At 65.2% G+C, this 25,903-nt stretch carries 23 protein-coding genes; 14 read left to right on the top strand and 9 right to left on the bottom strand.

What is annotated here, in order from left to right:
* The first annotated feature begins 10 nt into the window (after nucleotides 1–10).
* The 5 genes from lolA to EBB56_RS09490 all read left to right on the top strand — a co-directional run bounded on the left by lolA (nucleotide 11) and on the right by EBB56_RS09490 (nucleotide 6,312).
* Nucleotides 11–649 (top strand): outer membrane lipoprotein chaperone LolA, encoded by a 639-nt coding sequence (gene lolA, locus EBB56_RS09510; protein ID WP_045992906.1) that lies wholly within the window; start codon nucleotides 11–13, stop codon nucleotides 647–649.
* 212 nt (nucleotides 650–861) lie between these two features.
* Nucleotides 862–2,649 carry an acyl-CoA dehydrogenase gene (locus EBB56_RS09505; protein ID WP_124804127.1) on the top strand — a complete coding sequence of 596 codons (1,788 nt, stop codon included), beginning with the start codon at nucleotides 862–864 and terminating at the stop codon, nucleotides 2,647–2,649.
* A 124-nt stretch (nucleotides 2,650–2,773) separates the two neighbouring features.
* Nucleotides 2,774–4,402, top strand: coding sequence for an acyl-CoA synthetase (locus EBB56_RS09500; RefSeq protein WP_045992904.1), 1,629 nt, complete (start codon nucleotides 2,774–2,776; stop codon nucleotides 4,400–4,402).
* A gap of 143 nt (nucleotides 4,403–4,545) precedes the next feature.
* Nucleotides 4,546–5,397, top strand: a complete 852-nt coding sequence (locus EBB56_RS09495; protein WP_108449072.1) for a 3-hydroxybutyryl-CoA dehydrogenase — start codon at nucleotides 4,546–4,548, stop codon at nucleotides 5,395–5,397.
* 141 nt (nucleotides 5,398–5,538) lie between these two features.
* Nucleotides 5,539–6,312 (top strand): enoyl-CoA hydratase-related protein, encoded by a 774-nt coding sequence (locus tag EBB56_RS09490; protein WP_045992902.1) that lies wholly within the window; start codon nucleotides 5,539–5,541, stop codon nucleotides 6,310–6,312.
* A gap of 234 nt (nucleotides 6,313–6,546) precedes the next feature.
* Here the strand turns inward: EBB56_RS09490 and EBB56_RS09485 are convergent, their stop codons facing one another.
* On the bottom strand, nucleotides 6,547–7,443 hold the full coding sequence (locus EBB56_RS09485; protein ID WP_108449074.1) for a DMT family transporter: 897 nt from the start codon (nucleotides 7,441–7,443) through the stop codon (nucleotides 6,547–6,549).
* 189 nt (nucleotides 7,444–7,632) lie between these two features.
* On the opposite strand from EBB56_RS09485, the gene EBB56_RS09480 reads away from it, so the two are divergent.
* Together EBB56_RS09480 and EBB56_RS09475 are read left to right on the top strand one after the other, a co-directional pair.
* Complete coding sequence (locus tag EBB56_RS09480; protein ID WP_124804125.1) at nucleotides 7,633–8,322, top strand: aspartate/glutamate racemase family protein; 690 nt, start codon at nucleotides 7,633–7,635, stop codon at nucleotides 8,320–8,322.
* An 87-nt stretch (nucleotides 8,323–8,409) separates the two neighbouring features.
* Nucleotides 8,410–9,294, top strand: coding sequence for an MOSC domain-containing protein (locus tag EBB56_RS09475; protein WP_124804123.1), 885 nt, complete (start codon nucleotides 8,410–8,412; stop codon nucleotides 9,292–9,294).
* Nucleotides 9,295–9,393: 99 nt separating this feature from the next.
* On the opposite strand, the gene EBB56_RS09470 is transcribed toward EBB56_RS09475, so the two are convergent.
* Nucleotides 9,394–9,867 (bottom strand): nucleoside deaminase, encoded by a 474-nt coding sequence (locus tag EBB56_RS09470; RefSeq protein WP_124804121.1) that lies wholly within the window; start codon nucleotides 9,865–9,867, stop codon nucleotides 9,394–9,396.
* A gap of 269 nt (nucleotides 9,868–10,136) precedes the next feature.
* Here EBB56_RS09470 and EBB56_RS09465 point away from each other — a divergent pair, with 269 nt between their 5' ends.
* On the top strand, nucleotides 10,137–10,694 hold the full coding sequence (locus EBB56_RS09465) for a DUF6624 domain-containing protein (protein WP_124804119.1): 558 nt from the start codon (nucleotides 10,137–10,139) through the stop codon (nucleotides 10,692–10,694).
* Nucleotides 10,695–10,777: 83 nt separating this feature from the next.
* Here the strand turns inward: EBB56_RS09465 and EBB56_RS09460 are convergent, their stop codons facing one another.
* The 4 genes from EBB56_RS09460 to EBB56_RS09445 form a co-directional block, all read right to left on the bottom strand.
* On the bottom strand, nucleotides 10,778–11,449 hold the full coding sequence (locus EBB56_RS09460; RefSeq protein ID WP_124804117.1) for a response regulator transcription factor: 672 nt from the start codon (nucleotides 11,447–11,449) through the stop codon (nucleotides 10,778–10,780).
* Nucleotides 11,450–11,642: 193 nt separating this feature from the next.
* A complete protein-coding gene (locus tag EBB56_RS09455; RefSeq protein ID WP_260425323.1) occupies nucleotides 11,643–13,214 on the bottom strand; it encodes a PAS domain S-box protein in 1,572 nt (523 codons plus the stop codon).
* 75 nt (nucleotides 13,215–13,289) lie between these two features.
* Entirely contained in the window at nucleotides 13,290–13,949 is a 660-nt protein-coding gene (locus tag EBB56_RS09450) for a 2OG-Fe(II) oxygenase (RefSeq protein ID WP_108449077.1), read from the bottom strand.
* A gap of 40 nt (nucleotides 13,950–13,989) precedes the next feature.
* Nucleotides 13,990–14,622 (bottom strand): CoA pyrophosphatase, encoded by a 633-nt coding sequence (locus EBB56_RS09445; RefSeq protein ID WP_108133273.1) that lies wholly within the window; start codon nucleotides 14,620–14,622, stop codon nucleotides 13,990–13,992.
* 101 nt (nucleotides 14,623–14,723) lie between these two features.
* Here EBB56_RS09445 and EBB56_RS09440 point away from each other — a divergent pair, with 101 nt between their 5' ends.
* Nucleotides 14,724–15,281, top strand: coding sequence for an NUDIX hydrolase (locus EBB56_RS09440; RefSeq protein WP_045992893.1), 558 nt, complete (start codon nucleotides 14,724–14,726; stop codon nucleotides 15,279–15,281).
* Nucleotides 15,282–15,383: 102 nt separating this feature from the next.
* Here EBB56_RS09440 and EBB56_RS09435 read toward each other — a convergent pair whose 3' ends face one another.
* Nucleotides 15,384–15,695: a YqfO family protein gene (locus EBB56_RS09435; protein WP_108133275.1), complete on the bottom strand. Its 312-nt coding sequence runs from the start codon at nucleotides 15,693–15,695 to the stop codon at nucleotides 15,384–15,386.
* Between the two features lie 108 nt (nucleotides 15,696–15,803).
* Here EBB56_RS09435 and EBB56_RS09430 point away from each other — a divergent pair, with 108 nt between their 5' ends.
* A complete protein-coding gene (locus tag EBB56_RS09430) occupies nucleotides 15,804–16,649 on the top strand; it encodes a fructosamine kinase family protein (protein WP_124804113.1) in 846 nt (281 codons plus the stop codon).
* A gap of 12 nt (nucleotides 16,650–16,661) precedes the next feature.
* Here EBB56_RS09430 and EBB56_RS09425 read toward each other — a convergent pair whose 3' ends face one another.
* Entirely contained in the window at nucleotides 16,662–17,576 is a 915-nt protein-coding gene (locus EBB56_RS09425) for an alpha/beta fold hydrolase (RefSeq protein WP_045992890.1), read from the bottom strand.
* Nucleotides 17,577–17,924: 348 nt separating this feature from the next.
* Here EBB56_RS09425 and EBB56_RS09420 point away from each other — a divergent pair, with 348 nt between their 5' ends.
* The 4 genes from EBB56_RS09420 (at nucleotide 17,925) to EBB56_RS09405 (ending at nucleotide 25,118) form a co-directional block, all read left to right on the top strand.
* On the top strand, nucleotides 17,925–19,388 hold the full coding sequence (locus EBB56_RS09420; protein ID WP_124804111.1) for a TolC family outer membrane protein: 1,464 nt from the start codon (nucleotides 17,925–17,927) through the stop codon (nucleotides 19,386–19,388).
* Between the two features lie 92 nt (nucleotides 19,389–19,480).
* Complete coding sequence (locus EBB56_RS09415) at nucleotides 19,481–20,875, top strand: efflux RND transporter periplasmic adaptor subunit (RefSeq protein ID WP_124804109.1); 1,395 nt, start codon at nucleotides 19,481–19,483, stop codon at nucleotides 20,873–20,875.
* Nucleotides 20,872–24,066 (top strand): efflux RND transporter permease subunit, encoded by a 3,195-nt coding sequence (locus tag EBB56_RS09410; protein WP_124804107.1) that lies wholly within the window; start codon nucleotides 20,872–20,874, stop codon nucleotides 24,064–24,066. Before EBB56_RS09415 ends, EBB56_RS09410 begins: the two co-directional genes overlap by 4 nt.
* A gap of 305 nt (nucleotides 24,067–24,371) precedes the next feature.
* The gene (locus EBB56_RS09405) at nucleotides 24,372–25,118 is read left to right on the top strand and encodes a hypothetical protein (RefSeq protein ID WP_260425322.1); all 747 of its coding nucleotides are present in this window, start codon (nucleotides 24,372–24,374) and stop codon (nucleotides 25,116–25,118) included.
* A 51-nt stretch (nucleotides 25,119–25,169) separates the two neighbouring features.
* On the opposite strand, the gene EBB56_RS09400 is transcribed toward EBB56_RS09405, so the two are convergent.
* Nucleotides 25,170–25,784 carry a TetR family transcriptional regulator gene (locus EBB56_RS09400; protein ID WP_124804105.1) on the bottom strand — a complete coding sequence of 205 codons (615 nt, stop codon included), beginning with the start codon at nucleotides 25,782–25,784 and terminating at the stop codon, nucleotides 25,170–25,172.
* Nucleotides 25,785–25,903: the final 119 nt, after the last annotated feature.

Genomic DNA, 25,903 nt, shown 5'->3' with positions numbered 1-25,903 from the left:
GAGAGACGCTATGCCCGCACGCCTTACCTTGAGTTCCGGTCTTGCCACGCTGGCCCTGGCGCTGGCGATCCCCGCCACCGCCCTGGCCGACGGCGCTGAGCGCCTGACCCGCATGCTGGAGCCGTTGAACACCTATTCCGCCGACTTCGAGCAGCAGATCCTCGACGGCAGTGGCCAGCGCCTGCAGCAGACCGAAGGGCACATGTGGCTGTCGCGCCCCGGCAAGTTCCGCTGGGAGGTCAAGGCACCTTACGAGCAGATCGTGGTGTCGGACGGCGACGAGGTCACCCTCTATGACCCCGATCTCGAGCAGGCCACCATCCAGCCGCTGGATGAGCGCATCACCCACACCCCGGCTCTGCTGCTGTCCGGCAGCGCCAATGAGCTCACCGACAGCTACGAGGTCAAGAGCTCGCAGCAAGGCACCGCCGAGACCTTCACCCTGGAGCCCAAGGCTTCGGACACCCTGTTCGAAAGCCTGCGCCTGACCTTCTACAGCGAGCAGCTGGCGGCGCTGGAGATGACCGACAGCACCGGTCAGCGTACCGCCATCGCCTTCGATAACGCCGAGCAGAACGGCAACATCGATGACCAGCGCTACCGCTTCGAGGTGCCTGAGGGTACCGACGTGATTCGCCAGACCCGCTGATCACACCTGCCGCCGCCGATCACGCTCGGCGGCGGCCTCCCTTCCGCACCTTTTCCACGGCCTCCCATTTTCTGTCCGTTCCCTCCTTACCGTGCGCTATCGAGCACGCCGCTTGTCCCCGATCAACCCTGAAGTCTACTGCGACCTTGGCCCAATAGTGTGAGCCGACTAGGGAAACTACTATCCCGGGTATCGTTTTCACGAGGTGCCCCATGTATCCCTACGCCGCTCCCCTGCGAGACCTGTCCTTCGTGCTGTCGGAAATGCTCGAGCACGAGTCCTTGAACCTGGCCCCCTTTGCCGAGGTTGGCCCCGAGCTGGTCGACGCTGTGCTCGAGGAGGCCGCCAAGCTCGCCTCTGATGTCTGGGCGCCGCTCAATGCCAGTGGTGATCGCCAGGGCTGCAGCCGGCTGGAAGACGGCAGCGTGACACTGCCCGACGGCTTCGCCGAGGCCTACCAGGCCTACGCCGAGGGCGGCTGGAACGGGATCGGTGTGTCCGAGGAGCGTGGCGGTCAGGGGCTGCCCGAGGTGGTGGCCAGCAGCGTGCAGGAGATGCTGCATGGCGCCAACATGGCGCTGGGCCTGTGTCCGATGCTGACCGCGGGTGCCATCGAGGCGCTGGCTCACCATGGCAGCGACGAACTCCAGCAGCTTTACCTGGCGCGTCTGGTAGAAGGCAGCTGGACCGGCACCATGAACCTGACCGAGCCTCAGGCCGGCTCGGACCTGTCTCGGGTGCGCACCCGCGCGGTGCCGGAAGGCGATCACTACCGGCTGTTCGGCCAGAAGATCTTCATCACCTGGGGCGAACACGAGGCCGCCGAGAACATCATCCACCTGGTGCTGGCGCGCACCCCCGACGCCCCCGAGGGCAACAAGGGCATCTCGCTGTTTCTGGTGCCCAAGTTCCTGGTCAATGAGGACGGCTCGCTTGGCGAGCGCAACGACGTGGTATGTGCCTCCATCGAACACAAGATGGGCATCCACGGCAGCCCCACCTGCACCCTCAGCTTCGGCGAGAAGGACGGCGCCGTCGGCTATCTGGTGGGGGAGGCCGGGCGCGGCCTCAACCACATGTTCACGATGATGAACGAGGCTCGCCACAAGGTCGGTATCCAGGGTATCGGTGTCGCCGAGCGTGCCTGCCAGCACGCCCTGGCCTACGCCAACGATCGCTCCCAGGGACGCACACCACCGTCCCGCGGAGGCGAGCCATGCACCATCGGCGAGCACCTGGACGTGCGCCGCATGCTGCTGTCGATGCGGGCGCGCACCGACGCCCTGAGGGCGCTGGCGCTGCTGTGCGCTCAGCAACTCGACGTGGCTCGTCACCATGAGGACGAACCGCGCCGTCGCGAGGCCCAGGCGCGGGCCGAGGTGCTGATCCCGGTGGTCAAGGGCTTCTCCACCGACCAGGCGGTGGACATCGCCTCGTTGGGTGTTCAGGTCCACGGCGGCATGGGCTTCATCGAGGAGACCGGCGCCGCGCAACTGTTGCGGGACGTGCGTATCGCACCGATCTACGAGGGCACCAACGGCATCCAGGCGCTCGATCTGGCGGGGCGCAAGCTCCAGCGCGATGGCGGCGCGGCCTTGTCACTGCTGATCGACGAAGTGCAGGCCACCGCCGAAGCGCTGTCAGCCCATTCTTCTCTTGCTCCGCTGGGGGCAGAGCTTGCCGCCGGTGCCGAGGATCTGCGTGCCTGTGCGGCCCTGGTGCTGGAGGCGGGGGCAGACGCCGAACGCGGCGCCGACGCCATCCAGGCCTACGCCACACCGCTTCTGTCGCTGACCGGCCACGTACTGTGCGCCTGGCAGATGGGGCGCGCGGCGATCATCGCCCGGGCCGCGCTGGACGCCGGCAGCGACGACGACTTCTACCGGCGCAAGCTGGCCTGTGCCGACTTCGCCGTGCGCCAGTGGCTCCCCGAGGGGTGCGCCCAGCGTCGCGTCATCGAGGCTGGCTTCGACGAACTGCTTGGCGTATCGCTTGGCTGAACCGATTGGCCGTCGGTGTCCACCGGCGGCTATCTTCTGTTCAGGATCGGCCATCGTCATTTCCCTCGTAGCGAGGCGCAGGCCGCCAGTGGCTACGCATGCGACCTTCAATCAGGAGTGTCTAATGAGCAACATCTACGACCAGGGCATGCCGCGCAACGCGGCCAACCACGTGGCGATCTCGCCGTTGACCTTCATCGAACGCGCGGCCAGCGTCTATCCGGACCTGCCGGCGGTGGTCCACGGCCAGACGCGCCGCGACTGGGCCACCACCTGGCAGCGCTGCCGGCGACTGGCCTCGGCGCTGGAGCGTCGTGGGCTCGGCAAGGGGGATACGGTGTCGGTGATGCTGCCCAATGTGCCGGCGATGTTCGAGGCTCACTTTGGCGTGCCCCTGGCCGGTTGCGTACTCAACACTCTGAATATCCGTCTCGATGCCTCGGCGATTGCCTACATGCTGGAACACGCCGAGACCCGGGCGATCCTGGTGGACCCGGAGTTTGTCGAGGTGGTACGTGAGGCGATCAAGGGCCTCGATAAACCGCCTCTGATCATCGACGTGCTGGATCCCGAGTTCGAGGGCCAGGCCGAGCGCCTGGGCGAGATCGAGTACGAGGACCTGCTGGCCGAAGGTGACGCCGACTACCCCTATCGCCTGCCCGAAGACGAGTGGGACGCCATCTCGCTGAACTACACCTCCGGTACCACCGGCAAGCCCAAGGGCGTGGTCTATCACCATCGCGGCGCCTACCTCAACGCCGTCAGCAACATCCTCGAGTGGGCGATGCCGCATCACCCGGTGTACCTGTGGACGCTGCCGATGTTCCACTGCAACGGCTGGTGTTTCCCCTGGACCATCGCCGCCAACGCCGGGGTCAACGTCTGCCTGCGCAAGGTCGACCCGAAGAAGATCATGGAACTGATCGCCGACGAGAAGGTGACCCACTTCAGCGGCGCGCCGATCGTGCTCAACGGACTGGTCAATCTGGACGAGTCCCAGCGTCGTGCCATCGACCACCCGGTCAAGGCCACCACCGCCGGGGCGGCGCCGCCTGCTGCGGTGATCGCCGGGGTGGAGTCGCTCGGCATCGATGTGACCCACGTCTATGGTCTGACCGAGGTCTATGGTCCGGTGACGGTGTGCGCCTGGCGCGAGGCCTGGGACGAGCTGCCGCTGGAGGAGCGTGCCCGCATCAAGGCCCGCCAGGGCGTGCGTGGGCACATGCTGGAGGCGCTTTGCGTGGCCGACCCGGTGACCCTGGAGCCATTGCCCAAGGACGGCGAGAGCATCGGCGAGATCATGATGCGTGGCAACAATGTGATGAAGGGCTACCTGAAGAACGAGGCCGCCACCCGGGAAGCGCTGGATGGTGGCTGGTACCACACCGGCGACCTGGCAGTGTGGCACGCCGATGGCTACATCGAGATCAAGGATCGCTCCAAGGACATCATCATCTCCGGCGGCGAGAACATCTCCACCATCGAACTCGAGGATGCGCTCTACGCCCACCCGGCGGTGGAAGAGGCCGCGGTGGTGGCCCAGCCTGACGAGAAGTGGGGCGAAAGCCCCTGCGCCTTCGTCAAGCTCAAGGCCACCAGCGGTGAGGTGACCGAAGAGGACATCATCGAGCACTGTCGGGGCAAGCTTGCGCGCTTCAAGGTGCCCAAGCGCGTCGTCTTCACCGAACTGCCGAAGACCTCGACCGGCAAGATCCAGAAGTTCGTGCTGCGTCAGCAGGCCAAGGAGAGCTGATCGCCGCCTGCCATCCGCTGATGGCAGGGTAAGCCCGCCAGAGACAGAGCGGGGAGCAGATCATCAGACGCCGCCTTCGGGGTGACCGGGGGCGGCGTGGTTGTGTCATGATCGAGGGAAATATCCATCAAGGGAGAAAGCAAGTGAGCGAGACGCGGATCGGTGTGGTCGGTGGTGGAACCATGGGTCAGGGCATCGCCCAGGTGCTGGTGCAAAGCGGCTTCGAGGTGAGCCTTTATGATGTTGCCGAGGCCGCCCTGGAGCGGGCCAGCGCGGCGATCGACAAGGGCCTTGCCAGGCTGGTGGAAAAGCAGCGGCTGAGTGCCGAACAGCGGGACGAGGCCCGCGCGCGCCTGACCACGGTCAACTCGCTTCAGGCCCTGGCCGACTGCGGGGTGATCATCGAGGCGGCGCCGGAAGCGCCGGAGCTCAAGGAACGCCTGTTCCGGGAGCTCGATGAGCTCAACCCCGAGGCGGTGCTGGCCTCCAACACCTCCTCGCTGTCGCTGACCCGTCTGGCGGCGGTGTGCCAGCGGCCAGAGCGAGTCGTCGGCATGCACTTCTTCAACCCGGTGCCGGTACTCAAGCTGGTCGAGGTCATCCGCGCCGAGCAGACCAGCGACGCGACCGTGGCCCGTGTCGAAGCCCTGGCCGAGTCCATGGGCAAGACCGCCGTGGCGATCGGCGACGCCCCAGGCTTCGCGGTCAACCGCCTGCTGGTGCCGATGATCAACGAGGCCGCCTTCCTGGTGCAGGAAGGGGTGGCCAGCGCCGAAGACATCGACACCGCCATGAAGCTTGGCGCCGCCCACCCGATGGGCCCGCTGGCGCTGGCCGACCTGATCGGCCTGGACGTCTGCCTGGCGATCATGAACGTACTGGCCGATGGCTTCGGCGATCCCAAGTATCGCCCCTGTCCGCTGCTCAAGCGGATGGTCGACGCCGGCTATCTGGGACGCAAGAGTGGCCGCGGCTTTCACGACTACAGCGGTTGAGGCGGTGGCATGCGCCAAAAGGATGGCTTGTGAGCCTACCAAGCGTTCGCTAGGGTTGGGCCAAAGGTGACGAACGCGCCAGGCTCCGCCGACGCCAGGCGGGCCTCGCCGACAACTGACAACTCTGACAAGGAGCATTTCGTGAGCGAACAACTGGTCGAGATGGTCGACAACGATGGCGTGGTACGCCTCACCATCAACCGTCCCAAGGCGTTGAACGCCCTGAATCGCGAGGTCATCGAGGCGCTGGCCGAGATCCTTGATCGGCTCGAAGGTCGCGAGGGCCTGCGCGCGGTGCTGATCACCGGCGCCGGCGAGAAGTCCTTCGTGGCCGGGGCCGACATCACCGCGATGCGCGAGATGAACCCGCTCGAGGCGCGCGACTTCGCCGGTCAGGCGCTGAAGACCATCAAGCGCCTCGAGACGCTGCCGGTGCCGGTGGTGGCGCTGGTCAACGGCTTCTGCCTCGGCGGCGGCTGCGAGCTGGCGCTGGCCTGTGACTGGGCGGTGGCCAGCGACAACGCGGTGTTTGGCCAGCCCGAGGTACTGCTTGGGGTCATTCCCGGCTTCGGTGGCTCCCAGCGTCTGCCGCGTCGGGTCGGCCCGGCCATGGCGCTTGACCTTTGCACCACCGGTCGCAAGATCGACGCCCAGGAGGCCCTGCGCATCGGCCTGGTCAATCAGGTGATGTCCCAGGCCGAGCTCGAGGACTACGCCGCCACCCTGACCAAGCAGCTGTCCGGCAATGGCCCCGGCGCGGTGCGCAGCGCCAAGCAGGTGATCCACGACGGCATGGACCAGGATCTGGACAGCGCCCTGGCGCTGGAGACCAGCCTGTTTGCCCTGTGCTTCGCCTCCGACGAGCAGCGCGAAGGCATGAGCGCCTTCGTCGAGAAGCGCAAGCCCAACTTCTGAGTCCCTTTCACAAGCCTTCAGCTAGGGCTTGTCTGAAAAGTGCCTGCGCTCGGTAATACGGCGTTAAAAATCGGATCAAAATGCTCATTTACACCCCGTAAACTGCGCTTTCTCACCGATTTTTGCCTTGTCTAACCTTCGCTCGTCGACTTTTCGGACAGCGCCTAGCACTGAAGCGGCCATGGCGAATGCCATGGCCGCTTCGTCATTCAGGCGCGAGGATTCTGGGGGCGCCTAGCGGGGCAATGGTCGCGTGGCCTTGTCCCGGCCCGGCGACAGCATGCCGGTGGCCACAGCGGTGCCTGCCAGGGTGATGGCCATGCCCACCAGGGTGCGCAGCCCCAGGGTCTCGTCGAGCAGCACATAGCCCCACAGCAGGGCGCTGACCGGTACCAGAAAGGTCACGGTAGAGGCGGCGGTAGCCCCGGCGCTGGCCAGCAGGCTGAAGAACAGCAGAAAGGCGACAGTGGTGGACAGCACCGCCATGGCCAGGGCGCTGCCCCAGGCCTCGATGCTGACGGCTTGCTGCGGCCACATCAGGAGCCCAGGTACCAGCAGCATCAGCCCGGACATCGAGCAGCTGCCGGCGGCCAGCACGCGTACCGGCAGATGGCCGAGGTGGGTCTTCGAATAGTTGCCGGCGATGCCATAGCAGAAGGTGGCCCCGAGAATCGCCAGGATGTACCAGCCATCGCCGCCCAGCTGGAAGTCCAGCCGATCGGCGGACAACACGTAGACACCGACGAAGGCCAGCGCCAGACCCAGGTACTGACGGCGGCGAATCGGCGTGGCGAACCAGGCGGCGCCGATAAGCGCGGTGAAGATTGGAGTGGTGGCGTTGACCAGCGAGGTGAAGCCTGCCTCGAGCTGGGTGGTCGCCAGGGCCAGCAGCGAAAACGGCACCACGTGGTTGATGAAGCCGAGCAGCGCCAGGCGTCCGATATTGTCGCGCACCTGGCGCAGGTAGTGCAGTGAGGCCAGCAGGGGCAGCAGCAGCAGGGCGCCGACCCCCATGCGGATCATCACCACCGGGACGGCGCCGAACTCCGGCGAGGCCACCCGCATGAAGATGAAGGACAGTCCCCACAGGCTCGACAGCAGGACCAGCTTGAGGGTGTCTGAGGCCGTCATCGAGATTCCTTGTCGTGGGACGGTGGAGGTAGTGGTAGCACTTTTGCTAGCCCGCTAAGAGTATGCGAGATGCGCGAAACAGGAAAGCCGTTGAGGGTGAGGGTGCTGTGAGCCACCGATGACTCTTGTATGCTGAAGTAGACGGTACCGCAACACTGACTGGGCCAGGGAAGTCCTCGGGAGGGCGCTATGAAGACCATCGGGCTGTTGGGCGGCATGAGTTGGGAGTCCACGGTGAGCTACTACCAGGTCATCAATCGGGATGTGAACCACGCACTTGGTGGACATCATTCGGCCAAGATTGCCTTGATCAGTCTGGACTTCGCCGAGGTCGAGGCCTTTCAGCATCAGGGCCGCTGGGAGGATGCCGCCGGGCTGCTCGCCGACGCCGCCTGGCGCGTTCAGGAGGCGGGCGCGGACCTTATCGTGCTGTGTACCAATACCATGCACAAGGTGGCCCGAGACATCGAAAAGGCGGTGGATATCCCTCTGTTGCACATTGCCGACGCCACCGCCGATGCCCTGATCGCCGACGGGGTCAAGCGGGTAGGGCTGCTCGGCACCTGTTTTACCATGGAGCAGGGCTTCTACAAGGACCGGCTCGAGGCCTACGGTATCGAGGTACAGGTACCCGAGAAGGCCCAGCGCGATCAGGTCCACCGGATCATCTACGATGAACTTTGCCATGGTGAAATCGAGCAGGCGTCACGCCAGGTGATGCTGTCGATCATGGAAGAGCTCAAGGCCGGTGGTGCGGAAGCGGTGATACTGGGCTGCACCGAGATCGCCTTGCTGGTCGCTCAGGCCGACACCGAGATTCCGCTGTATGATACGACGGCCATTCACGCCCGCAGGGCCGTCGAACTGGCGCTAGGCTGATACTGGTACTGGTTATTAGCACTGGTACTGGCTCCGTGCAGTGCCCGTGCCACCAACTTGATACGATGGCCCCTGGCAAGGATGCCCATGAAGCTTTCCACTCTCGCCTGTTACCCCGTCAAGTCGCTGCGCGGCATCGCGCTGTCCAGGGCTGAACTCACCGAGCGCGGGCTCGCCTTCGATCGGCGCTGGATGCTGGTCGACGACGACGGGCGTTTCGTCACCCAGCGTGAGATCCCCGCCCTGGCGACCATCGGTGTCGAACTGTCGTCCGACACGCTGCGCCTGGTCCACGACAGGATGGCGCCGCTCGTCCTGTCATTGGACGAGCCGAAGGCGGCGGTGCGCCGGGTGCGGGTCTGGCAGAGCGAATGCCAGGCGTTGGACGAAGGCGACGGTGCGGCGAATTGGCTGGCAGAAGCGCTGGCAAAGTCCTTGCCAGAGTCCTTGCCAGCACCCCGGGGCGAAGCGGGACGTTTCCGGCGGTTGCGGCTGGTGCGCCTGCCCCACGAGCAGCGCCGTTGGGTAGAGACCGAGTTTCTGCCGCCGGCGGAGCGCGGTGTGGTGCATACCGCCTTTGCCGACGGCTACCCCCTGCTGATCGCCTCCGAGGCCTCGCTGGCGGCGCTCAACCAGCGGCTGGAAGCCAAGGGGGAGGCGCCGGTGCCGATGGAGCGCTTCCGCCCCAACCTGGTGGTGTCGGGCGGTGATCCCTTCGCCGAACGGGATTGGGCCTCGTTGGCCGGGCCCGGCTATCGCTTCGGCCTGCGCAAGCCATGCAAGCGCTGCAAGATCATCACCCTGGATCAGCGCAGCGGTGAGGCGCCCTCGGCCAAGGAACCGTTGAAGACCCTGGTGGAAATGGATACCCAGCCCGGTTGGAAGGGCGCCTTCTTTGGCCAGAATGCCGTCGTCGAGCAGGGCGTGGGGGCCATCCTGCGTGTGGGCGACGTGCTCGAGAGCCTGAGCTGACGGTTGATCACCGGCGTTGCCGGCCAACGACTCGACGCCGCTGTCCGACTTCTCGATGCTCTCACGTTCTTCCCGTCCTTCCCGTCCTCCATCACGACGTCACTTCCGGTAGAGCCGCCGGTGCAGCTCGCGAATCTCGTCGGCAAACTCCTCAACCGGCCCCTCCACCTCGGCACTCGGCACGATGGTCTGGATCGGCAGCGGGGCGATCGGGGCAGGTGCCACCTGCCACTCGCCTAGCCAGCGGCCGAGCTGTTCTGAGGAGCTGGCGTAGACGATGCGTCCGAGTCCGACCCAGCCATGCGCCGCGGCGCACATGGGGCAGTGTTCACCGGAGGTATAGACGGTCGAGTGCGCGCGCTCTTCGACGCTGAGGTGCTCGGCCGCCCAGCGGGCGATGGCGAATTCGGGGTGGCGGGTCGCGTCACCGCCGGCGACGCGGTTGCGATCCTCGAAGCGAACCTGCCCTTGCGGATCCACCAGCAGCGAGCCGAACGGCTCATCACCAGCCTCGAGGGCCTCCCTGGCCAGGTCAACGCAGCGGCGCAGGTGCTGACGATCGGTCGAATTCATTCAGTATTCCTCATAAAGATGATCCGCGGGCGGCCTCCTGCCTGGGGAAGGATGCCTCCGGGGAGGGATATCTGTGGCCTTGGCTTGACTCTAGCATGGACCAAAGTTGTCCGATGACGGACAGCCAGATACGTGATTCTTCACTGAAATATGCTTCTGGCGTCGGCATTTTCCTACGCAGCGCCCGGCGGATCGACTATTGATGCCGAAGGGTAACCCTAGGACGCTGTAGGTTGTCGGCAAGCTGGCCTGCAAATGAGGTGCGTTGCATGAACACGAGGAATACCATGTTGGCCCAGCAGATGGTGGCGCTGGCCGAGCAGGATAGAGCGTTGCTGGATGAACTCGCGGCCTCGGGGGAGATCCCCTCCGCCGACTATCATCCGCGAGTGCGTGCGCTGCATCAGGCCAACGCCGAGCGCCTGTCTGCGGTCATCGATCGTCACGGCTGGCCGGGCAAGGACACCGTCGGGGAAGACGGCAGCGAAGCAGCCTGGTACATCGCGATGCACGCGGTTTTCGACGTGGATTTCATGCAACGCTGCTGTTCTGCACTGATTCAGGCGGTTGCCGCCGGCCAGGCGCCCGGGTGGCAGCTGGCCTTTCTCGAGGATCGCATAAGGGTCCTGACCGGTCGGCCCCAGCGCTATGGCACCCAATTCGAGATCGGCGACGACGGCTGGCCCGTGCCCAGCGTCATCGAACGGCCGGATGACGTCGATCGACGTCGTCAGGCGCTCGGGCTGGAGCCGCTGTCCAGTCGTCTGGCACGGCTGAGGGGACCGGGGTTAGCGGGTCCGGATGACTGGCTACGGCGTTCGGCCTGAACCGCTTTGCATCACTTCCTGCTGCATGTCGAACTGAGCCGGCTGCCAGTTGGTGGCCTCTCACTCTGCCCTTATCACCAGACTCATGACGGTGCGCCGGCATCTCGGCCGACGTCGCTATCCTGCCTGGGCAGTGCTGCCACCAGTCCCAGCGCCACGGCCAGCCTGACCAGATGCGCCAGGCTATCGGCGCCGAGTGTCTTCATGATGCGCTGACGGTAGACCTCCACGGTCTTGGCGCTCAGCGTCAGCTTCTCGGCGATCTCTCGACTGGTAAGCCCGCGGGCCACCTCGACCAGAATGGCCTGTTCGTTGGCCCTCAGCCCTTCGTATCGCTGTCGCAGCTCTTCGAGATCGGCCTGGGCCCGCTGCCGGTGCTGGTGGTGGGCCAGCGCCTGCTGGATGACATCGATCAATTGCTGCTGATTGAAGGGCTTTTCGATGAAGTCGAAGGCTCCCGCCTTCAACGCGGCGACCGCCATGGGCACGTCACCGTGACCGGTCATCATGATCAGGGGAGGACAACGGTCTCGCTCGGCCAGCCGCTGCTGGACCTGCAGACCGCTGAGGCCGGGCATGCGCACGTCCAGCAACAGCACCTCATGGTGCCGCGACGAGGCGAGAAAGGCGTCGCCGCTGGCGTAGCCCTGACTGCCAAGTCCCACCGACTGCAATAGCCAGGCGAGCGACTCGCGCAGGTCATCGTCGTCGTCGATGATGGCGATGGTTGGCTGGTCAGCAGTGTCGACAGGCATGATGGTCACTTCGCTGGTTGGGCGAGTCTCGCGGGCAGGCCCCTATGCTAGCCGATCCCCCGGCCAAAGGGGACCGTGCCAGGCGATGCCTGGTCGCCGGGTTTTCGCACAAAGCCTGGTGCCTGATCTCCGCCTGGCTGGCGCTTGGCGCCTCAAGTCAGGGGACGCGCCGAGGTATCAGCTGTTCAAGCCCTCAGGCGGAGGGCAGGGTAATGCGAAAGCGCGCACCCTGTGGCGCGTCAGGATCTTCTGGCCGCCTCGCACCGGGACCGGGGGGAAGAGCGTCTGCGCTCGGTGGGTCGCCGTCATCGATCAGCACCAGGTTGCCGCCCATGGCCTCGATCAACGACAGGCTGATCGATAGCCCCATGCCGAGACCGTCCTTGCGGCCGCTGACGAAGGGCGTAAACAGGCCCTGGCGTTGCTCTGGTGCCACGCCGGGGCCGTCGTCGACGATGTCCACGCAGCATTCGCGGGAGCCAAGCGGGTAGGCTTCCAGGCGAATGCACGGAGGCCTGGGCGGAGTGGCGATGTCGCGACAGGCGTCGAGAGCGTTGCGGATCAGGTTGACCAGTACCTGTTCCAGGCCGATGGCGTCGGCCATGACGAGGTCGAGGCCAGGGGCCAGGCGTGACGCCAGATGCACGCCTTCGTGCCGACACTGGGGCTCGCACAGGTCGCAGGCCTGGCCAATGATCTCGGCGAGATCCTGGGGCGCGAGGTGAAGACTGCCGCGGCGAACGAAGCGACGGATATGCTTGAAGCGTTCGGATAGGCGCTGAATCTGATCGTTGATGCGGTTGAGGGGCAGCGCCAGTTGGTGGGCGGGTTGGTCGGGGTCGCGCTCGAGCTGCATCAGCGCGCCGCTGGCGTAGTTGCCCATAGCCGCCAGCGGCTGATTGCATTCGTGGGCGATATTGGTGGCCAGTTCACCCAGGCTCGCCAGGCGATTGGCGTGGGTGATCTGCTCCTGATGGCGGCGTGCCTGGGCCTCCGCCTCCAGGCGCAGACTGAGATCTCGATTGAGGATCGACAGTCGCGTCTGCCCTCCCTGTTCACGGTGCAGCTGGACCACGCTGAGCACCGGGATCTCGCCTGAGGGTGAGGCCAGGGCCAGCTCGCCACTCCAGCGCCCCTCCAGGGTGACGGCAGGCAGCACCTGTTCACGCCATCTTTGTGCCGACGTTGGCACCAACAGTTCGGCAATGGTCGTGCTTGCGCCTTCGTCGTCGAGCCTGAACAGGCTGCGTGCGGCCTGATTGCAGTAGACCACGTGTTCGTCCTGGTCGCAGAACAGCACAAAATCGGTGGTCGATTCCACCACCCTTGCCAGACGCTCGCGGCGTGCCTCGGACTCGACCCGCCGACTGACGTCGCGGGAGACGCACAGCACGTCGGTGAGTTCGCCGGTAGCGGGGTCGCGACGGGTACGGCTGGTGGTCTCGAACCAGATGTAGTGGCCGCTGCGGGTGCGAAAACGGTAGGTCTGCTCGTAGAAGCCCTCGTGGTAGTAGATACGAGGGGACTTGGACAGCAGCGCCGCCAGATCGTCCGGGTGGAAGAGGTCGTAGGCCGATACACCGATCAAGTCGTCAGGATCATAGCCCAGCAGGGTCCTGGCGGCCTGGGAGGCGTAGAGGAAAACGCCGTTGTGGTCGTGGCGCGAGATCAGATCCGTGGTGCTCTCGGCCAGCCACTGATAGTGGCGCTTCTCCTGTTCGAGCTGCTGTACCCGTTCGCTGAGCGCCTCTACCTGCTGGCGCAAGCGTGCCTCTTCGGTTCGCGGTTCGGCGCTGGAGGCTTTAGCGTCGTTGCTGTCGTGGCGCATGGTCATCAGGCCCTAGCGAGCCGGGTCTACCACGCCACCCAGCGAGGCATTGCGTCTGAACCAGCCGGCGATGCTGGCGCGGGGCAGGCGGGTCGGCAGTACTTCATGCGGCACCTGCTCGGACAGGAAGCACACCAGGGTGCCGGCCCTGGGGGCGACCCTGGTGAGCTCCCTCTGCGGGTCCTGTTCAGCGTAGATGACCATCTCGCCTCCGCCATCTTCCGGCCAGTCGGGATTGAGATAGCCTACCGTGGAGACCACGCGGTTGGCGCGGCCTCGGAAACTGTCGAGATGGCGACGGTAGAAGGCTCCGGCAGGGTAGCGGGCCAGATGCGCCTCGTACTCGAACAGGCCGAGAAACAGGCTCTCGTTGAGTCTCTGCTGGAGTTCGCCCATGGCGTCCAGATAGCGGCGCTGGGCCAGGGTTTCCCGATCGAGCCAGTGGATGGCGTCGCCACGAATGTCTTCGCGGGTATCGAAGTCGGATCCGCGGCCGATGCCGGCCCGGGCCAGGGCCTGCTGGTGCGCTCGGCCCTCGACCTCGGCGTGCAAGGCCTGGCACAGCTCGGCGTCGATCATCGCTTCACCGACATAGAAGCCGCGTTCCACCAGGGCGTCCACCAGCTCCTCCATCCGTTGCGGCGGCAGGGGGCAGGGATCGGGGTAGCTCATGAAATCGGTGCTCGTCTTGTCATCGCGGGGCCGTGCCTGGTCATCTTGGCGCTCTTCTCGGAGGCAGATGGCGTAGTCTACCCTCCGGGCGGCGAGAAAGGCTCATGTCCAGGTCGCATCCCTTGGCCAGCAGCTCCACCAGCATCATGGCGGACAGCCCCCAGATCACGTAGTCGTCGCCCTGGTCGGCGGGGATCAGGTAGCTCGGTACATAGATGTCGTTGCCGTCCACCGGGATCACGTCGGTGTGGGTACGCTGGTCATCGATAAAGTGCGACAGCGGCACCTCGAAGATCGCGTCCAGCTCGCCCAGGTCCGGGACCAGCGGCAGATCCGGCGGAATCAGTCCGACGAAAGGGGTGACCTTGAGACCATGCAGCGACAGCACATCAGAGAGCTGGCCGAGCACCTCTACCTGGCCGGGGGGCAGGCCTATCTCTTCTTCGGACTCGCGCAGGGCGGTGGCCAGCAGGTCGGCGTCATGAGGCTCCCGCTTGCCGCCCGGAAAGGCGACCTGGCCGCTGTGGGTCGACAGGTGGCTTGCGCGGCGGGTGAACAGCAGGCCGGGCTCGGGCCGATCGACCAACGGAATGAGTACCGCCGCCTCGGGCAGCTTCAGCGTCAGGCGGCGGGGGGAATGCGCTTGCAGGCGTTTGCGAAGTTTCTCTAACATGGGGGATCCGCAGGGTTTCACTCCTTGTACCCAGCCCCGTGCAGTGGCGTCAAGCCCGTCCTCCATTCCCGAGCCGGGAGCGACATGAACGATTGCAGCCCATGAATTTTTGCAGCCATTGCGGGCAGACCGTCCGTTTCGTCATCCCCGAGGGGGACGACCGTCCGCGTTACCTGTGTGACGACTGCGGCACCATCCACTACCAGAACCCGCGCATCGTGGCCGGCACGCTGCCGGTTTGCGGGTCACGGGTGCTGCTGTGTCGTCGCGCCATCGCACCGCGTGAAGGCTACTGGACGCTGCCGGCGGGATTCATGGAAAACGGCGAGACCACCCCGGACGCAGCACGGCGCGAGACCCGCGAGGAGGCCTGCGCCGAGGTAGCGCTGTCGGGGCTCTACACCATGATCGACCTGCCCCATATCAATCAGGTGTTCATGATCTTTCTCGCCGAGCTCGATGGAGGTTACGCCGCCGGTCCCGAGAGTCTTGAGGTCGCGCTGTTCGAGGAGCACGAGGTGCCCTGGGACGAACTGGCCTTTCCCACCATCGAGCGTACCCTGCGTCACTTCTTCGAGGACCGCGCAAGCGCGACCTTCCCGCTGCACATCAGCGATATCACACCGGATCAGCGCAGGCGCTTCTTCGGCAGCGCCTGACGGCACTCTTTCAAGGCTTGCCGGGGGCGGGGCCAGGTCTGCCCCCGGTGGCCCGACGCAGATTCGAAAGGCCCCTGGCCGGCTCGTCCGCTTTCGTTCGCGTTATAGATCTGCCAGCCGCCAGACGTCGTAGGCTACCTCCTCGTAGGGGTGGGCCAGCTTGAGCGCGGAGATGGCGGCGCCGATCAGCTCGTCCTCGCACACCAGCTCCACCTTGTATTCCTCAACCCGCTCAAGCTCACCCACCTGCCCGATGTGCGGGTCGGCGCCGTCCAGCGGGCGAAACTGGCCCTGACCGGCAGTCTGGAAGCAGCAGGCCTCGTAGTCACCGATGCGTCCGGCACCCGTGGCAAACACGGCTTCCTTGACCGCCTCGGCGTCGTCTCTGGGCACGAAGAAGGCAAGCTTGTACATGGGGTCTCCTTGCGTAAGCTGGGGGATGGTCGAGCCGGGTGTACCACCCGAGGGTGGCGACGCGCAACCTGCGCCCGGCGAATCTGCCAGCAGCCAGCAGGAGCCAGCATGAAACTGAATGACGCCCTCGAGACGCTGGGGCTAGCCGCCACGGCACCGCCACGTGCCCTGTCGGGCGGTGATATGGCCGAGGTGTGGCGGATCGAGACAGCGCAGGGCGCGGTGGTGGCCAAGCGCGACGATCCTGAACGCCTGGCAGGAGAGGCCGAGGGCCTTGCCGCACTCGGGGATGCCGGTAGCTCGCTGGTGATACCCGCAGTGATGGGCCAGGTCGGCTCCTGGCTGGTGATGGAAGCACTGGAGCCGGGGCCCGCCGACTGGACGGCGCTGGGTCGAGGGCTGGCGGAGCTGCACGCGCCTTGCGAGGCCGCCCACGGCTGGGCGCACGACAACGCCTGCGGGGCGACGCCCCAGCCCAATGCGCCGCTTCACGACGGACGCGCCTTCCAGCGTGAGCGCCGATTGATGCCCCTGGGCGAGGCCTGCCACGGCCGCGGCTTGCTGTCGCGCAGCGAACTTGCCCGCCTGGGGCAGGTGGCCGACCAGCTCGAGGCGTGGCTGCCTGACCAGGCGCCGAGTCTGGTGCACGGGGACCTGTGGTCCGGCAACGTCATCCACAGTTCGCGGGGCCCGGCATTGATCGACCCGGCGGTCTATCGCCACTACCCGGAGGTGGATCTGGCCATGCTGACGCTGTTCGGCGCGCCGGGTGAGGCATTTTTCGAGGCCTACTGGCAGGCGCAGGGGCGGGAGCGCGCCCCCGCCGACTGGCCCCGGCGCGAAGCCGCCTTCCAGCTCTATCCGTTGCTCAATCACCTGCTGCTGTTCGGCCGTGGCTATCACGCGGCAGTGCTGCGAACGATCACGCGGCTGGAGCAGCACTCCAACGACTAGACAGAGCGGGCTTCAGGAGGCGCCGAGCCCCAGCAGGCGTCGCCACCAGGGACGCGCAACCGCCCTGGACGGCTCGTGAGGCTGCTCGGCGAGGCTTTTCTCGAGAAAGGCCTTTATTGGCGCGACCTGGCTCGGGCGATCGAGCATCGGGGCGTGGCCGCAGCCCGGGACCGTCAGCGTCTCGAGCTGTGGCTGAGCCTCGCCCATGCGGGTGACGATATCCTCGGACAGCAAAGGTGAGTCTTCGCCACGCACGACCATCAAGGGGCAGCGGATGGCCTTCCAGTCGGCCCAGGTGTCCCTGGGCGTGTCGTGGACGAATTGCTCGCCGATGCGCGGGTCGTAGTGGTAGGTCCAGCTACCGTCCGGCAGGCGGCGGGCGCTCTCCAGGGTGAGCTGGCGCCAGGCGTCCTCGTCATCGATGCCGAAGCCGGCGTAGTGGCGGCGAAGCTCCGCCTCCAGTTGGCTCAAGCGGGAAAAACGGTGGGGGACGGTGAAGTAGGTGGCCAGTTCGGCCAGGCCTTGTGGCACCAGTTCCGGACCGACATCGTTGAGCACCAGTCGCTCGATGCGGCCTGCACTGGATGGATCGGCGGCCAGCAGCATGCCGAGCAGCCCTCCCATGGAGGTGCCCACCCAGGCTGCCCGGTCGAGTTCGAAGTGGTCCATGACGGCCAACGCGACTGTCATGTAATGGGAGTACAAGTAGTCATTGGCAGGATACAGCGACCAGCTCGACAGTCCTCGCCCCGGTGTGTCGGGTGCCAGGACTCGCCATTCGGGGCCAAGTTCCCGGGCCAGGGCAGCGAAGTCACCGCCGTGGCGTGCCAGTCCGTGCCAGGCGATGACGGTTCTGGGGGCCTCGGGATGAAACACGCGTACCGCGATCTCGAGCTCTCGGAAGGTGACCAGTCTCAGAGTGTCCATGGTGGCTCCTGGTGATGGTCCTGCAGGGGAGGGCGATCTTGGCTATGTTGCAGTGCAGCATTGTGGTTTAGCCAGCAATATAGTGCGGAATTGCGAATTTTTCACCATCCTTGCATGAAGGGCGGTAGAATACGACGCCAAACATGCGACAATGTATGTATATCGAATACCCCTAGATTCGAACGCCACCCGGTGCTTTCCAGGAAGTCGAGGCGCCCAGGAAATGGCAAGGACAGTGTGTCAGGGAGGTCGTGCTCGCGTCGCGCGGCGTCCCTGGTGTGATGTCTCTGTGGCCTGGTCAAAGGGACTTGTGGACAACGCCGAGCAACAGATCCGAGGATGCTATCAATGACGCCTTCCCGACCAGTCCCCGTCACTCTGACCTCGCGGGTTCCTTCTCGCCGCCGCCTTCTGTGTGCCGCTGTCGCCGCCCTGATGATAGGCCAGGTCCAGGCCGCCGATCTGTTGACCATTACCCGCGACGCGCTGGACAACAACTCCGAGTTGGCCTCCGAGCGGTCCACCACCAGTAGTGCGGAAGAAGGCATCAACGTCGAACAGGCGGATCTCAATCCTCAGGTGACCGCCTCTGGCGAGGCGGCCTACAACCATATCTTCGAGACCCAGTCGCAGTCCGGCTTCAGCGGTACCGGCAGCGATGACGACTACCTCAGCTACGGCCTCAACCTGCAGGCGACCCAGAAGCTCTACGACGCCCTGAACAGCCGCGAAGTGAACGTGGCCGAGGCCCAGCTGGAGCAGCAGACCTACACCCTGGCGGCTACCGAGCAGCAGGTGTTGATCGACACCTCGTCGGCCTACTTCGATATTCTGCGTGCCTACGAGATCCTCGAAGCTCGCAGGGCCCAGGAGCGCGCCATCGGGCGTCAGCTCGAGCAGGCCCAGGAGCAGTTCGACGTCGGTTTGATCGCGATCACCGAGGTCGAGGAAGCGCGGGCGACCTTCGACCAGTCACGGGCCGACCGGATCGTCGCCGAGAGTGACCTCCAGGTGGCCTTCGAGGCGCTGGAGCGCTTGACCGGCAAGCGCTACGACAGCATCGAGATGCTCCAGGACGATCTGCCTATTGCGCTGCCCGAGCCGTCCAGTCGTGATGCCTGGATCGAGCTTGCCATCGAGCGCAATCCGGAACTGCTGGCGCAGCAGGCTGGCGTCGATGTGGCGCGTGAGCGGATCGATGTGGCCAGGGCCGCCGATCTGCCGGTGGTGGAGGCCTTCGCCAACTACGCCTACAGCGACGACGAGCGTGACAACTTCGAGGACTACAACTCCAACAGCCAGGTGGGCGTGAGCGCGAGCATGCCGCTGTACACCGGCGGTCGGACCAGCGCTTCGGTGCGCCAGACCACCTACGACCTGGAGTCCAGCCAGTACGACTTCGAGTCCCAGCGCCGCGAGACGGTGCTGCAGGTGCGCTCGCTGTACACCCAGGTCAGCAATGACGTCTCCACGGTGGCGGCGCGCAAGCAGTCCATCGTCTCCAACCAGAGTGCCCTGGATGCCACCCGCGCGGGCTACGAGGTGGGTACCCGCAACATCGTCGACGTGCTCAACGCCGAGCAGAACCTGTACAACGCCATCGCTGACTACGCCGATGCCCGTTTCAACTACGTGATCAACCTGCTCAGTCTGCACCGTCAGGCGGGGGTGCTCGACGCCCAGGATATCGCCGAGCTCAACGCCTTCCTGGTCGAGGAAGGGCAGGTGAACTTCACCCTGCCGGAGCAGGGCGAGGCCGACGAATACGACGCGGTTCTCGATATCGGCGCACCGCCGCGCCAGGACGGCTGACGCACGCCTAGGCGTCCAGGCTGACCGCTTCCTCCCTCGAGGCGGTCAGCGCCCGGCATCTGACGATCCAATTACCCCGAAGGAATCAAGGGATGAAAACCACCATCTATCGCGGCCGCCTCTGGGCCGCCCTGGCGGCAGCATTGCTGCTGGTCGGCTGTGGTCAGGAAGAAGACCCGTCCGCCGGCCAGGCCGGTGGTCAGCCACCCGCCAAGGCCATCGAGGTGGCCGAGCTGGCCTACCAGGACATTCCACTGGACAAGTCCTACCCCTCCAAGCTGATGAGCGAGCAGGAAGTCACCCTGGTCGCACGTGTCACCGGTGTGCTCGAGGAGCGCAAGTTCGAACCCGGCGATCAGGTCGAGCAGGGTGAGAGCCTCTACACCATCGAGCCGGACCTGTACGAGGCCACCGTGGCCCAGCGCGAGGCCGACCTGGCCAGCGCCCAGGCCGAGCTGTCGCGGGCCGAGCGTGACGCCAATCGTTTCCAGCAGCTGGCAGCCCAGAACTCGGTGAGCCGTCAGCAGGTCGACCAGGCCCTGGCCGACGCGCGCGTCGCGCGGGCCAGCGTGGCCCAGGCCGAGGCGGCGCTGAAGAGCGCCCAGCTCGATCTGGACTACGCCGAGGTCACGGCGCCGGTGTCTGGCGTGATCGGTCTCAGTGAGGTCAATGTCGGCAACCTTGTGTCACCCAATACCGAACTTGCCACCATCACTCCGCTGGACCCGCTGGAGGTCCGTTTCCAGATGCCTCAGAACGACGCCTTCGAGCTGCGTCGTCAGTTGAAGGACATGAGCATCGAGGACATCGCCGCCTCGCTCGAAGCGTTCTCTTCGCGTGGGGATGAGCCTGCCGTGCTCAGCGGCCACCTGGACTTCCTTGGCTCCCGTGTCGATCCCGAGACCAGCACCGTCCAGGCGGAGGCCACCTTTGCCAACCCGGACGGCGCGGTTCTGCCGGGTCAGTACGTGCGCGTGAAGATCGAGGGGCTGGCGCGCTTCGGCGTGCTGGCGGTGCCGGAGCTGGCGTTGACCCAGGGCCTGATGGGCCCGCAGGTCTACGTGCTTGATGAAGACAACGTCGCCAGGGCGCGTCCGGTGCAGCTCGGCGAGCTGGCGGGCGCCTGGCAGATCATCCTCGACGGCGTCGAACCCGGCGAGCGTGTGGTGGTCGGTGATCCGGGCAGCCTGAAGCCGGGTACCCCGATCGATCCCCAGCCGTTCGACGGCGACGCCGAGGCACTGATGCAAGAAGCCCAGTACGAGCAGCAGGGGCAGGGCGCCGGCCAGGCCGCGCCCGAGCAAGCTGAGCAGGAAGCGGCGTCACCGGGCGAGCCAGCGGCCGATCAGAGCGGGCAGGGCACTGCCGAGGGCGCTGGTCAGGGCGAGGATGCCGCGAGTGCCACCCAGGCCGCCCAGCAGGCGCCGATGAATGCGCCGCAGGGCGATCAGGAGGCCGAGGAGGCTCGAGGAGAGGGTAACGAATGAATTTCGCCAACTTCTTCATCAAGCGGCCGATCTTCGCCTCGGTCCTGGCGATCATCCTGACCATCATCGGGGCGATGAGCATGCGGGTACTGCCGATCGAGCAGTATCCCAGCGTGGTGCCGCCCACGGTGTCGGTCAGCGCCACCTTCCCGGGGGCCGATGCCGAGACCGTGGCGCAGACGGTGGCCGCGCCGCTGGCGGAGGCGATCAACGGCGTCGAGAACATGCTCTATATGAACTCGACCAGCTCCGACAACGGCTCCATGAGCCTGAGCGTGGCCTTCGACATCGGGACCGACGGTGATATCAACACCATCAACGTCAACAACCGGGTCCAGGGCGCGCTGTCTCAGCTGCCCGAGGCGGTGCAGGAGCAGGGCGTCCAGGTCGAGCTGCGCTCCAGCTCTATCCTGATGCTGGTGTCGTTGATCTCGCCCCAGGACGACTACGACAACATCTACATGCAGAACTACGCCACCCTGAACATTCTCGACGAGCTGCGCCAGATTCCCGGCGTCGGTGAGGCCGAGGTGCTGGGCGGTGGCGAGTTCGCCATGCGCATCTGGATGGACCCCAACAAGCTGGCCGAGTACGACCTGACCCCCACCGAGGTGGCGGCGGCGATTCGTGCCCAGAACACCGAGGTACCGGCGGGTAGCCTGGCGTCCACGCCGATCGACAGCCCGCGAGCCTTCACCTACACCATCACCGCCGGCGGACGTCTGTCCAGCGCCGACGACTTCCGCGACATCCTGCTGCGCACCAACGAGGACGGCTCTGCGCTGCGCCTGGATGACGTCGCACGGATCGAGCTGGGCGCCTCCTTCTATGGCGTCGAGGCGCGCCTCAACGGCGCCATCATGACGCCGATCATGATCCAGCAGCAGCCGGGCGCCAATGCCCTGCAGACGGCAGACATGGTCAAGGAGAAGATGAACGAGCTGGAGGTGCGCTTCCCGCCGGGCCTCGAGTACGTGGTGCCCTACGACACCACCCTGTTCATCGACGCCTCGGTGGAAACCGTCTTCCACACCTTTATCGAAGCCTTCCTGATCGTCGGCGTCATCCTGTTCATCTTCCTGCAGAACTGGCGCTTTACCGTGATCGCCATGTCGGTGGTGCCGGTATCGGTACTGGCCACCTTCGCTGGCTTCTACGTGTTCGGCTTCTCGATCAACCTTTTGACGCTGTTCGCCCTGGTGCTGTCCATCGGCATCGTGGTGGATGACGCCATCCTGGTGGTGGAGAACGTCGAAAGGGTGCTGTCGGAAGACGAGGAGATCACGGTTCGCCAGGCCACCATTCAGGCCATGAAGGAGGTCGGTGGGCCGGTCATAGCTACCTCGCTGATCATGGCGGCGGTGTTCGTGCCGGTGGCCTTCCTCGGCGGCTTCACAGGGCAGATCTATCAGCAGTTCGCCCTGACCATCGCCATCTCGGTGGCGTTCTCGGCGCTGATGGCATTGACCTTCACCCCGGCGCTGTCGGCGATCTTCATCAAGCACGACCTGCACAAGAAGGAATCCTCCTTCATGCGGGCGGTGCGCACCCCGCTGCGCCTGTTCGACCGCTTCTTCGACGGCGTCACCAGGGTGTTCATGGTGGCGGTCAAGGCGCTGGTCAAGGCCTGGGTGCTGACCCTGCTGCTGGTGGGGCTGGTCGGGGCCGGTTCCTTCTGGCTCTACGAGAACACGCCTTCGACGCTGGTGCCGGAAACCGACCAGGGCATCGCCCTGGCAGCCGTCAGCCTGCCGGACTCGGCATCGCTCAGCCGCACCAAGGCCTATATGGCCGAGGTCAGCAAGCGCATCGAGGAAGTGCCCGGTGTGCGCTATTCCTCGGCCATCGCCGGTTACGACATGCTGACCAGCTCGGTCAACACCGCGCGCGGCATCATCTTCATCAACATGGACAACTGGGACGAGCGCGAGACCACGGTGGATGATCTGATCGGCCGGATCTTCCAGATCGGTGCCGAGGTCGACGGCGGCAACGTCATGGCCTTCAACATGCCGCCGATCATCGGCCTGTCCACCACCGGCGGCTTCACCGGTTACCTGCAGTCGTTCTCCGGTGCCACCCCCGAGGAGATCTACCAGGCCTCGCTCAAGGTGATGCAGGCGGCCAATCAGGATCCGGCGCTCAACCAGGTGTTCTCGACCTTCAGCGTCAACGTGCCGTCCTTCCGGGCCGAGATCGACCAGCAGAAGGCGCTGAGCTACGGCGTGTCGCTGACCGACCTTAATGCCACTCTGTCGAACACCTTCGGCAATGGCTTCGTCAACTTCTTCAGCTACCAGAACCGCAACTTCCAGGTCTACCTGCAGAACGAGGCGGAGTACCGCGACACCCCGGACGATATCAACAACGTCTATGTGCGCGGCGGCAATGGTGAGCGGATTCCGCTGTCGGAGTTCGTGACCCTCGAGCGCAAGGCCGCACCTGCGGTAGTCACCCGTTTCGGTGTCTACTCGGCGGCCCAGTTCCAGGGTGGCCCGGCGGAAGGCTACTCCTCGACCCAGGCGCTCCAGGCCATGGAGCGGATCGTCCAGGATACGCTTGGCAGCGACTGGGGCATGGGCTGGACCGGTACCGCCTACCAGGAGAGCGAAGCGGGTAACGCCGGCACCATCGCCATCATCTTCGGCATGGTCATGGTGTTCCTGATCCTGGCGGCGCAGTACGAGAGCTGGTCATTGCCGCTGGCGGTACTGACCGCCACGCCGTTCGCCTTCCTCGGGGGTATCGCCGGTATCGCCATGCGTGGCCTGGATACCAGCGTCTATGTCCAGATCGGGGTATTGGTGGTCATCGGCCTGGCGGCCAAGAACGCCATCCTGATCGTCGAGTTCGCCGAGCTCCAGCGCAAGGAGATGGGCAAGAGCATCCGCGAGGCGGCGATCACCGCGGCGGAGCTGCGTTTCCGGCCCATCGTGATGACCTCCATGGCGTTCATCTTTGGTACTCTTCCGCTGGCCATGGCCACCGGCGCCAGTGACACCAGCAGCCACCACATCGGTACCACGGTGGCCATGGGCATGGCCTCGGTGGCGATACTGGGTAGCTGTTTCGTGCCGTCGTTCTACGCCATGATCGCGTCGCTCTCCCTGCGCTTGTTCGGAGAGCGTGGTTCCGACGACGATGAGGACGAGAACGCCTCAGAAGCCAAGGGCACTGCCACCGATCATTGAACGGGGTGGGCGGGTCAACATGACCGCCCCTCATCGGTAGAATGGTTGATGCAGGTCAAAGCGCCGCCTTTTCAGGCGGCGCTTTTTTTTATGCTGCAGAGGCGGTGAGTCGCTGGTGACAGGGAGCTTTTTATTTCGTATTACACGCTTGTGGCGGGCCTGGGCGAGGTGTGCAGTGCAGCATATTGTGCGTTGCAACATGTTGTCACCAAAGGAAAAATTGGGATGTGCGGGTCGAGGTTTTTGGCCTATGGCGCTATGCTGCGGGTAGCAAGTACGCAAGTGGCAACGCCACGGGAGGTGGTATGGACATAACGCTGATCAGGGATATTGCCCTGAGTTTTCCGCTGATTCTGTTCACGGTGCTGCTTCCACTCGTCGCGCTCTACTGGATCCTGGTGGCATTGAAGCTGGTGCCGCTGCAACTGTTCGAACGTGACAGCCTGCGTGACGATCACATGGCCAGCACGATGGTATCGCTGGGGTTTGCCGGGGTGCCGGTGACGGTGGCCTTGACCGCGCTGATCCTGTTCGCTGCTGTCTTCACGCTGGTGGCGGAACTGCTGATACTGCAGTGGTTCAATCTGGCGATCGTGATCGTACCGCTGGGCATCGTGGTGCTGTGGGGGGCCTTTGCGCTGTCGTCTCCGCTGGCGTCCCGCTTCTGTCGGGTGCTGTTGAAGCGCTATCGCGATCGGCCCTCGTTCAACCGCCGTTGCCTGCTTGGCGAGCGGGTCCAGGTGGTCGGCTTCATCGATGGCCAGGGGTGCTGCCGTGCGGTGCTCTGCTCGGACGGGACCCGAGAGATCTGCCTGAGGGGCAAGCCGGGGGCGATGCCGCGGGAAGGGGAAGTACGGGTGCTGGTCAAGTACCTGGAGGAGCACGACAGCTTCCGCTCGGTGGCCGAGCAGGAGTTTCTCGATGCGCGTACCCGCCTGGTAAGGCTCAAGCTGATCGAGCGTCATGAGCCGGTACCTCCCCACGAGGCGCCGACGCACGGGCAACACTACCACGGGCAAGGCCATCGTCACTCCCACGGCCATCAGCATTGAAGCGTGTCGAGCCCTTCTCGAGTCGATCGCGTAGCAGTTCGCGACGACGGGTCAGTCGCGACCGATCAGGCTGATCAGGTCATCGACCAGGGCAGGGCCTCGTTCACTGAGAGTGAAAGTCTGGGGCGCCCGTAGCCACTCCCAGAACAGCCCGCTCAGGGCATAGTGAAACAGGTCGGTGGCACGCTCCGGGCTAAGCCCGGGGCGTAGCTGCTGCTTGAGATCAGCCTGCTTGAACTGGCGCAGCAAGGCCTGGCAGGTTTCTCGGGCGATCTCGGCCTTGGCCTCCAGCGGGTCGAAATCGTCGGTACGCTCGCAGTGGTGCAGCAGGATACCGTGAACCCGGCGGTGGCGCGGAGTATCGGCCTGACGCAACCCGACATGACAGCTCAAGCGAATGGCCTCCAGCGGGTGGTGATCGACCGAGGAGTCGTCGAGCTCATTGAGCAGGTCCTCGAACGGCAGATGGACACGCTCCAGCATGGCCCGGAACAGATCGCCCTTGTTGCGAAAATGCCAGTACAGGGCGCCCCGGGTAACGCCGGCCCGTCGCGAGATGACCTCGAGCGAGGCGCGCGAGACACCACGCTCGAGGAACACTTCCTCGGCGGCATCGAGCAATGCGGCTCGGGTGGCGGCGGCTTCTTGCTTGGTACGGCGGGCCATGGGGGCGGGGCGCTCCGGCGGTGGGTCAGTCCGCGTATTCTACCGGACTGGCCCCGCGAGATCAGCGGCATCGATACGCGCACTGAGGTAAATTGGACTCGTTTTGGCGACGTCACAAA

The organism is Halomonas sp. YLB-10 (genome assembly GCF_003856855.1).
Lineage (GTDB): Bacteria > Pseudomonadota > Gammaproteobacteria > Pseudomonadales > Halomonadaceae > Halomonas > Halomonas litopenaei.
Note: the sequence above shows the minus strand (reverse complement) of the source record. Positions and strands in the feature narration are given on the sequence as shown.

Excerpts from the sequence above, each read along its gene's own strand:
- lolA (WP_045992906.1), top strand. The coding sequence starts at position 11 with ATGCCCGCACGCCTTACCTTGAGTTCCGGTCTTGCCACGCTGGCCCTG.
- EBB56_RS09505 (WP_124804127.1), top strand. The coding sequence starts at position 862 with ATGTATCCCTACGCCGCTCCCCTGCGAGACCTGTCCTTCGTGCTGTCG.
- EBB56_RS09500 (WP_045992904.1), top strand. The coding sequence starts at position 2,774 with ATGAGCAACATCTACGACCAGGGCATGCCGCGCAACGCGGCCAACCAC.
- EBB56_RS09485 (WP_108449074.1), bottom strand. The coding sequence starts at position 7,443 with ATGACGGCCTCAGACACCCTCAAGCTGGTCCTGCTGTCGAGCCTGTGG.
- EBB56_RS09480 (WP_124804125.1), top strand. The coding sequence starts at position 7,633 with ATGAAGACCATCGGGCTGTTGGGCGGCATGAGTTGGGAGTCCACGGTG.
- EBB56_RS09475 (WP_124804123.1), top strand. The coding sequence starts at position 8,410 with ATGAAGCTTTCCACTCTCGCCTGTTACCCCGTCAAGTCGCTGCGCGGC.
- EBB56_RS09470 (WP_124804121.1), bottom strand. The coding sequence starts at position 9,867 with ATGAATTCGACCGATCGTCAGCACCTGCGCCGCTGCGTTGACCTGGCC.
- EBB56_RS09465 (WP_124804119.1), top strand. The coding sequence starts at position 10,137 with ATGAACACGAGGAATACCATGTTGGCCCAGCAGATGGTGGCGCTGGCC.
- EBB56_RS09460 (WP_124804117.1), bottom strand. The coding sequence starts at position 11,449 with ATGCCTGTCGACACTGCTGACCAGCCAACCATCGCCATCATCGACGAC.
- EBB56_RS09450 (WP_108449077.1), bottom strand. The coding sequence starts at position 13,949 with ATGAGCTACCCCGATCCCTGCCCCCTGCCGCCGCAACGGATGGAGGAG.
- EBB56_RS09445 (WP_108133273.1), bottom strand. The coding sequence starts at position 14,622 with ATGTTAGAGAAACTTCGCAAACGCCTGCAAGCGCATTCCCCCCGCCGC.
- EBB56_RS09440 (WP_045992893.1), top strand. The coding sequence starts at position 14,724 with ATGAATTTTTGCAGCCATTGCGGGCAGACCGTCCGTTTCGTCATCCCC.
- EBB56_RS09435 (WP_108133275.1), bottom strand. The coding sequence starts at position 15,695 with ATGTACAAGCTTGCCTTCTTCGTGCCCAGAGACGACGCCGAGGCGGTC.
- EBB56_RS09430 (WP_124804113.1), top strand. The coding sequence starts at position 15,804 with ATGAAACTGAATGACGCCCTCGAGACGCTGGGGCTAGCCGCCACGGCA.
- EBB56_RS09425 (WP_045992890.1), bottom strand. The coding sequence starts at position 17,576 with ATGGACACTCTGAGACTGGTCACCTTCCGAGAGCTCGAGATCGCGGTA.
- EBB56_RS09420 (WP_124804111.1), top strand. The coding sequence starts at position 17,925 with ATGACGCCTTCCCGACCAGTCCCCGTCACTCTGACCTCGCGGGTTCCT.
- EBB56_RS09415 (WP_124804109.1), top strand. The coding sequence starts at position 19,481 with ATGAAAACCACCATCTATCGCGGCCGCCTCTGGGCCGCCCTGGCGGCA.
- EBB56_RS09410 (WP_124804107.1), top strand. The coding sequence starts at position 20,872 with ATGAATTTCGCCAACTTCTTCATCAAGCGGCCGATCTTCGCCTCGGTC.
- EBB56_RS09405 (WP_260425322.1), top strand. The coding sequence starts at position 24,372 with ATGGACATAACGCTGATCAGGGATATTGCCCTGAGTTTTCCGCTGATT.
- EBB56_RS09400 (WP_124804105.1), bottom strand. The coding sequence starts at position 25,784 with ATGGCCCGCCGTACCAAGCAAGAAGCCGCCGCCACCCGAGCCGCATTG.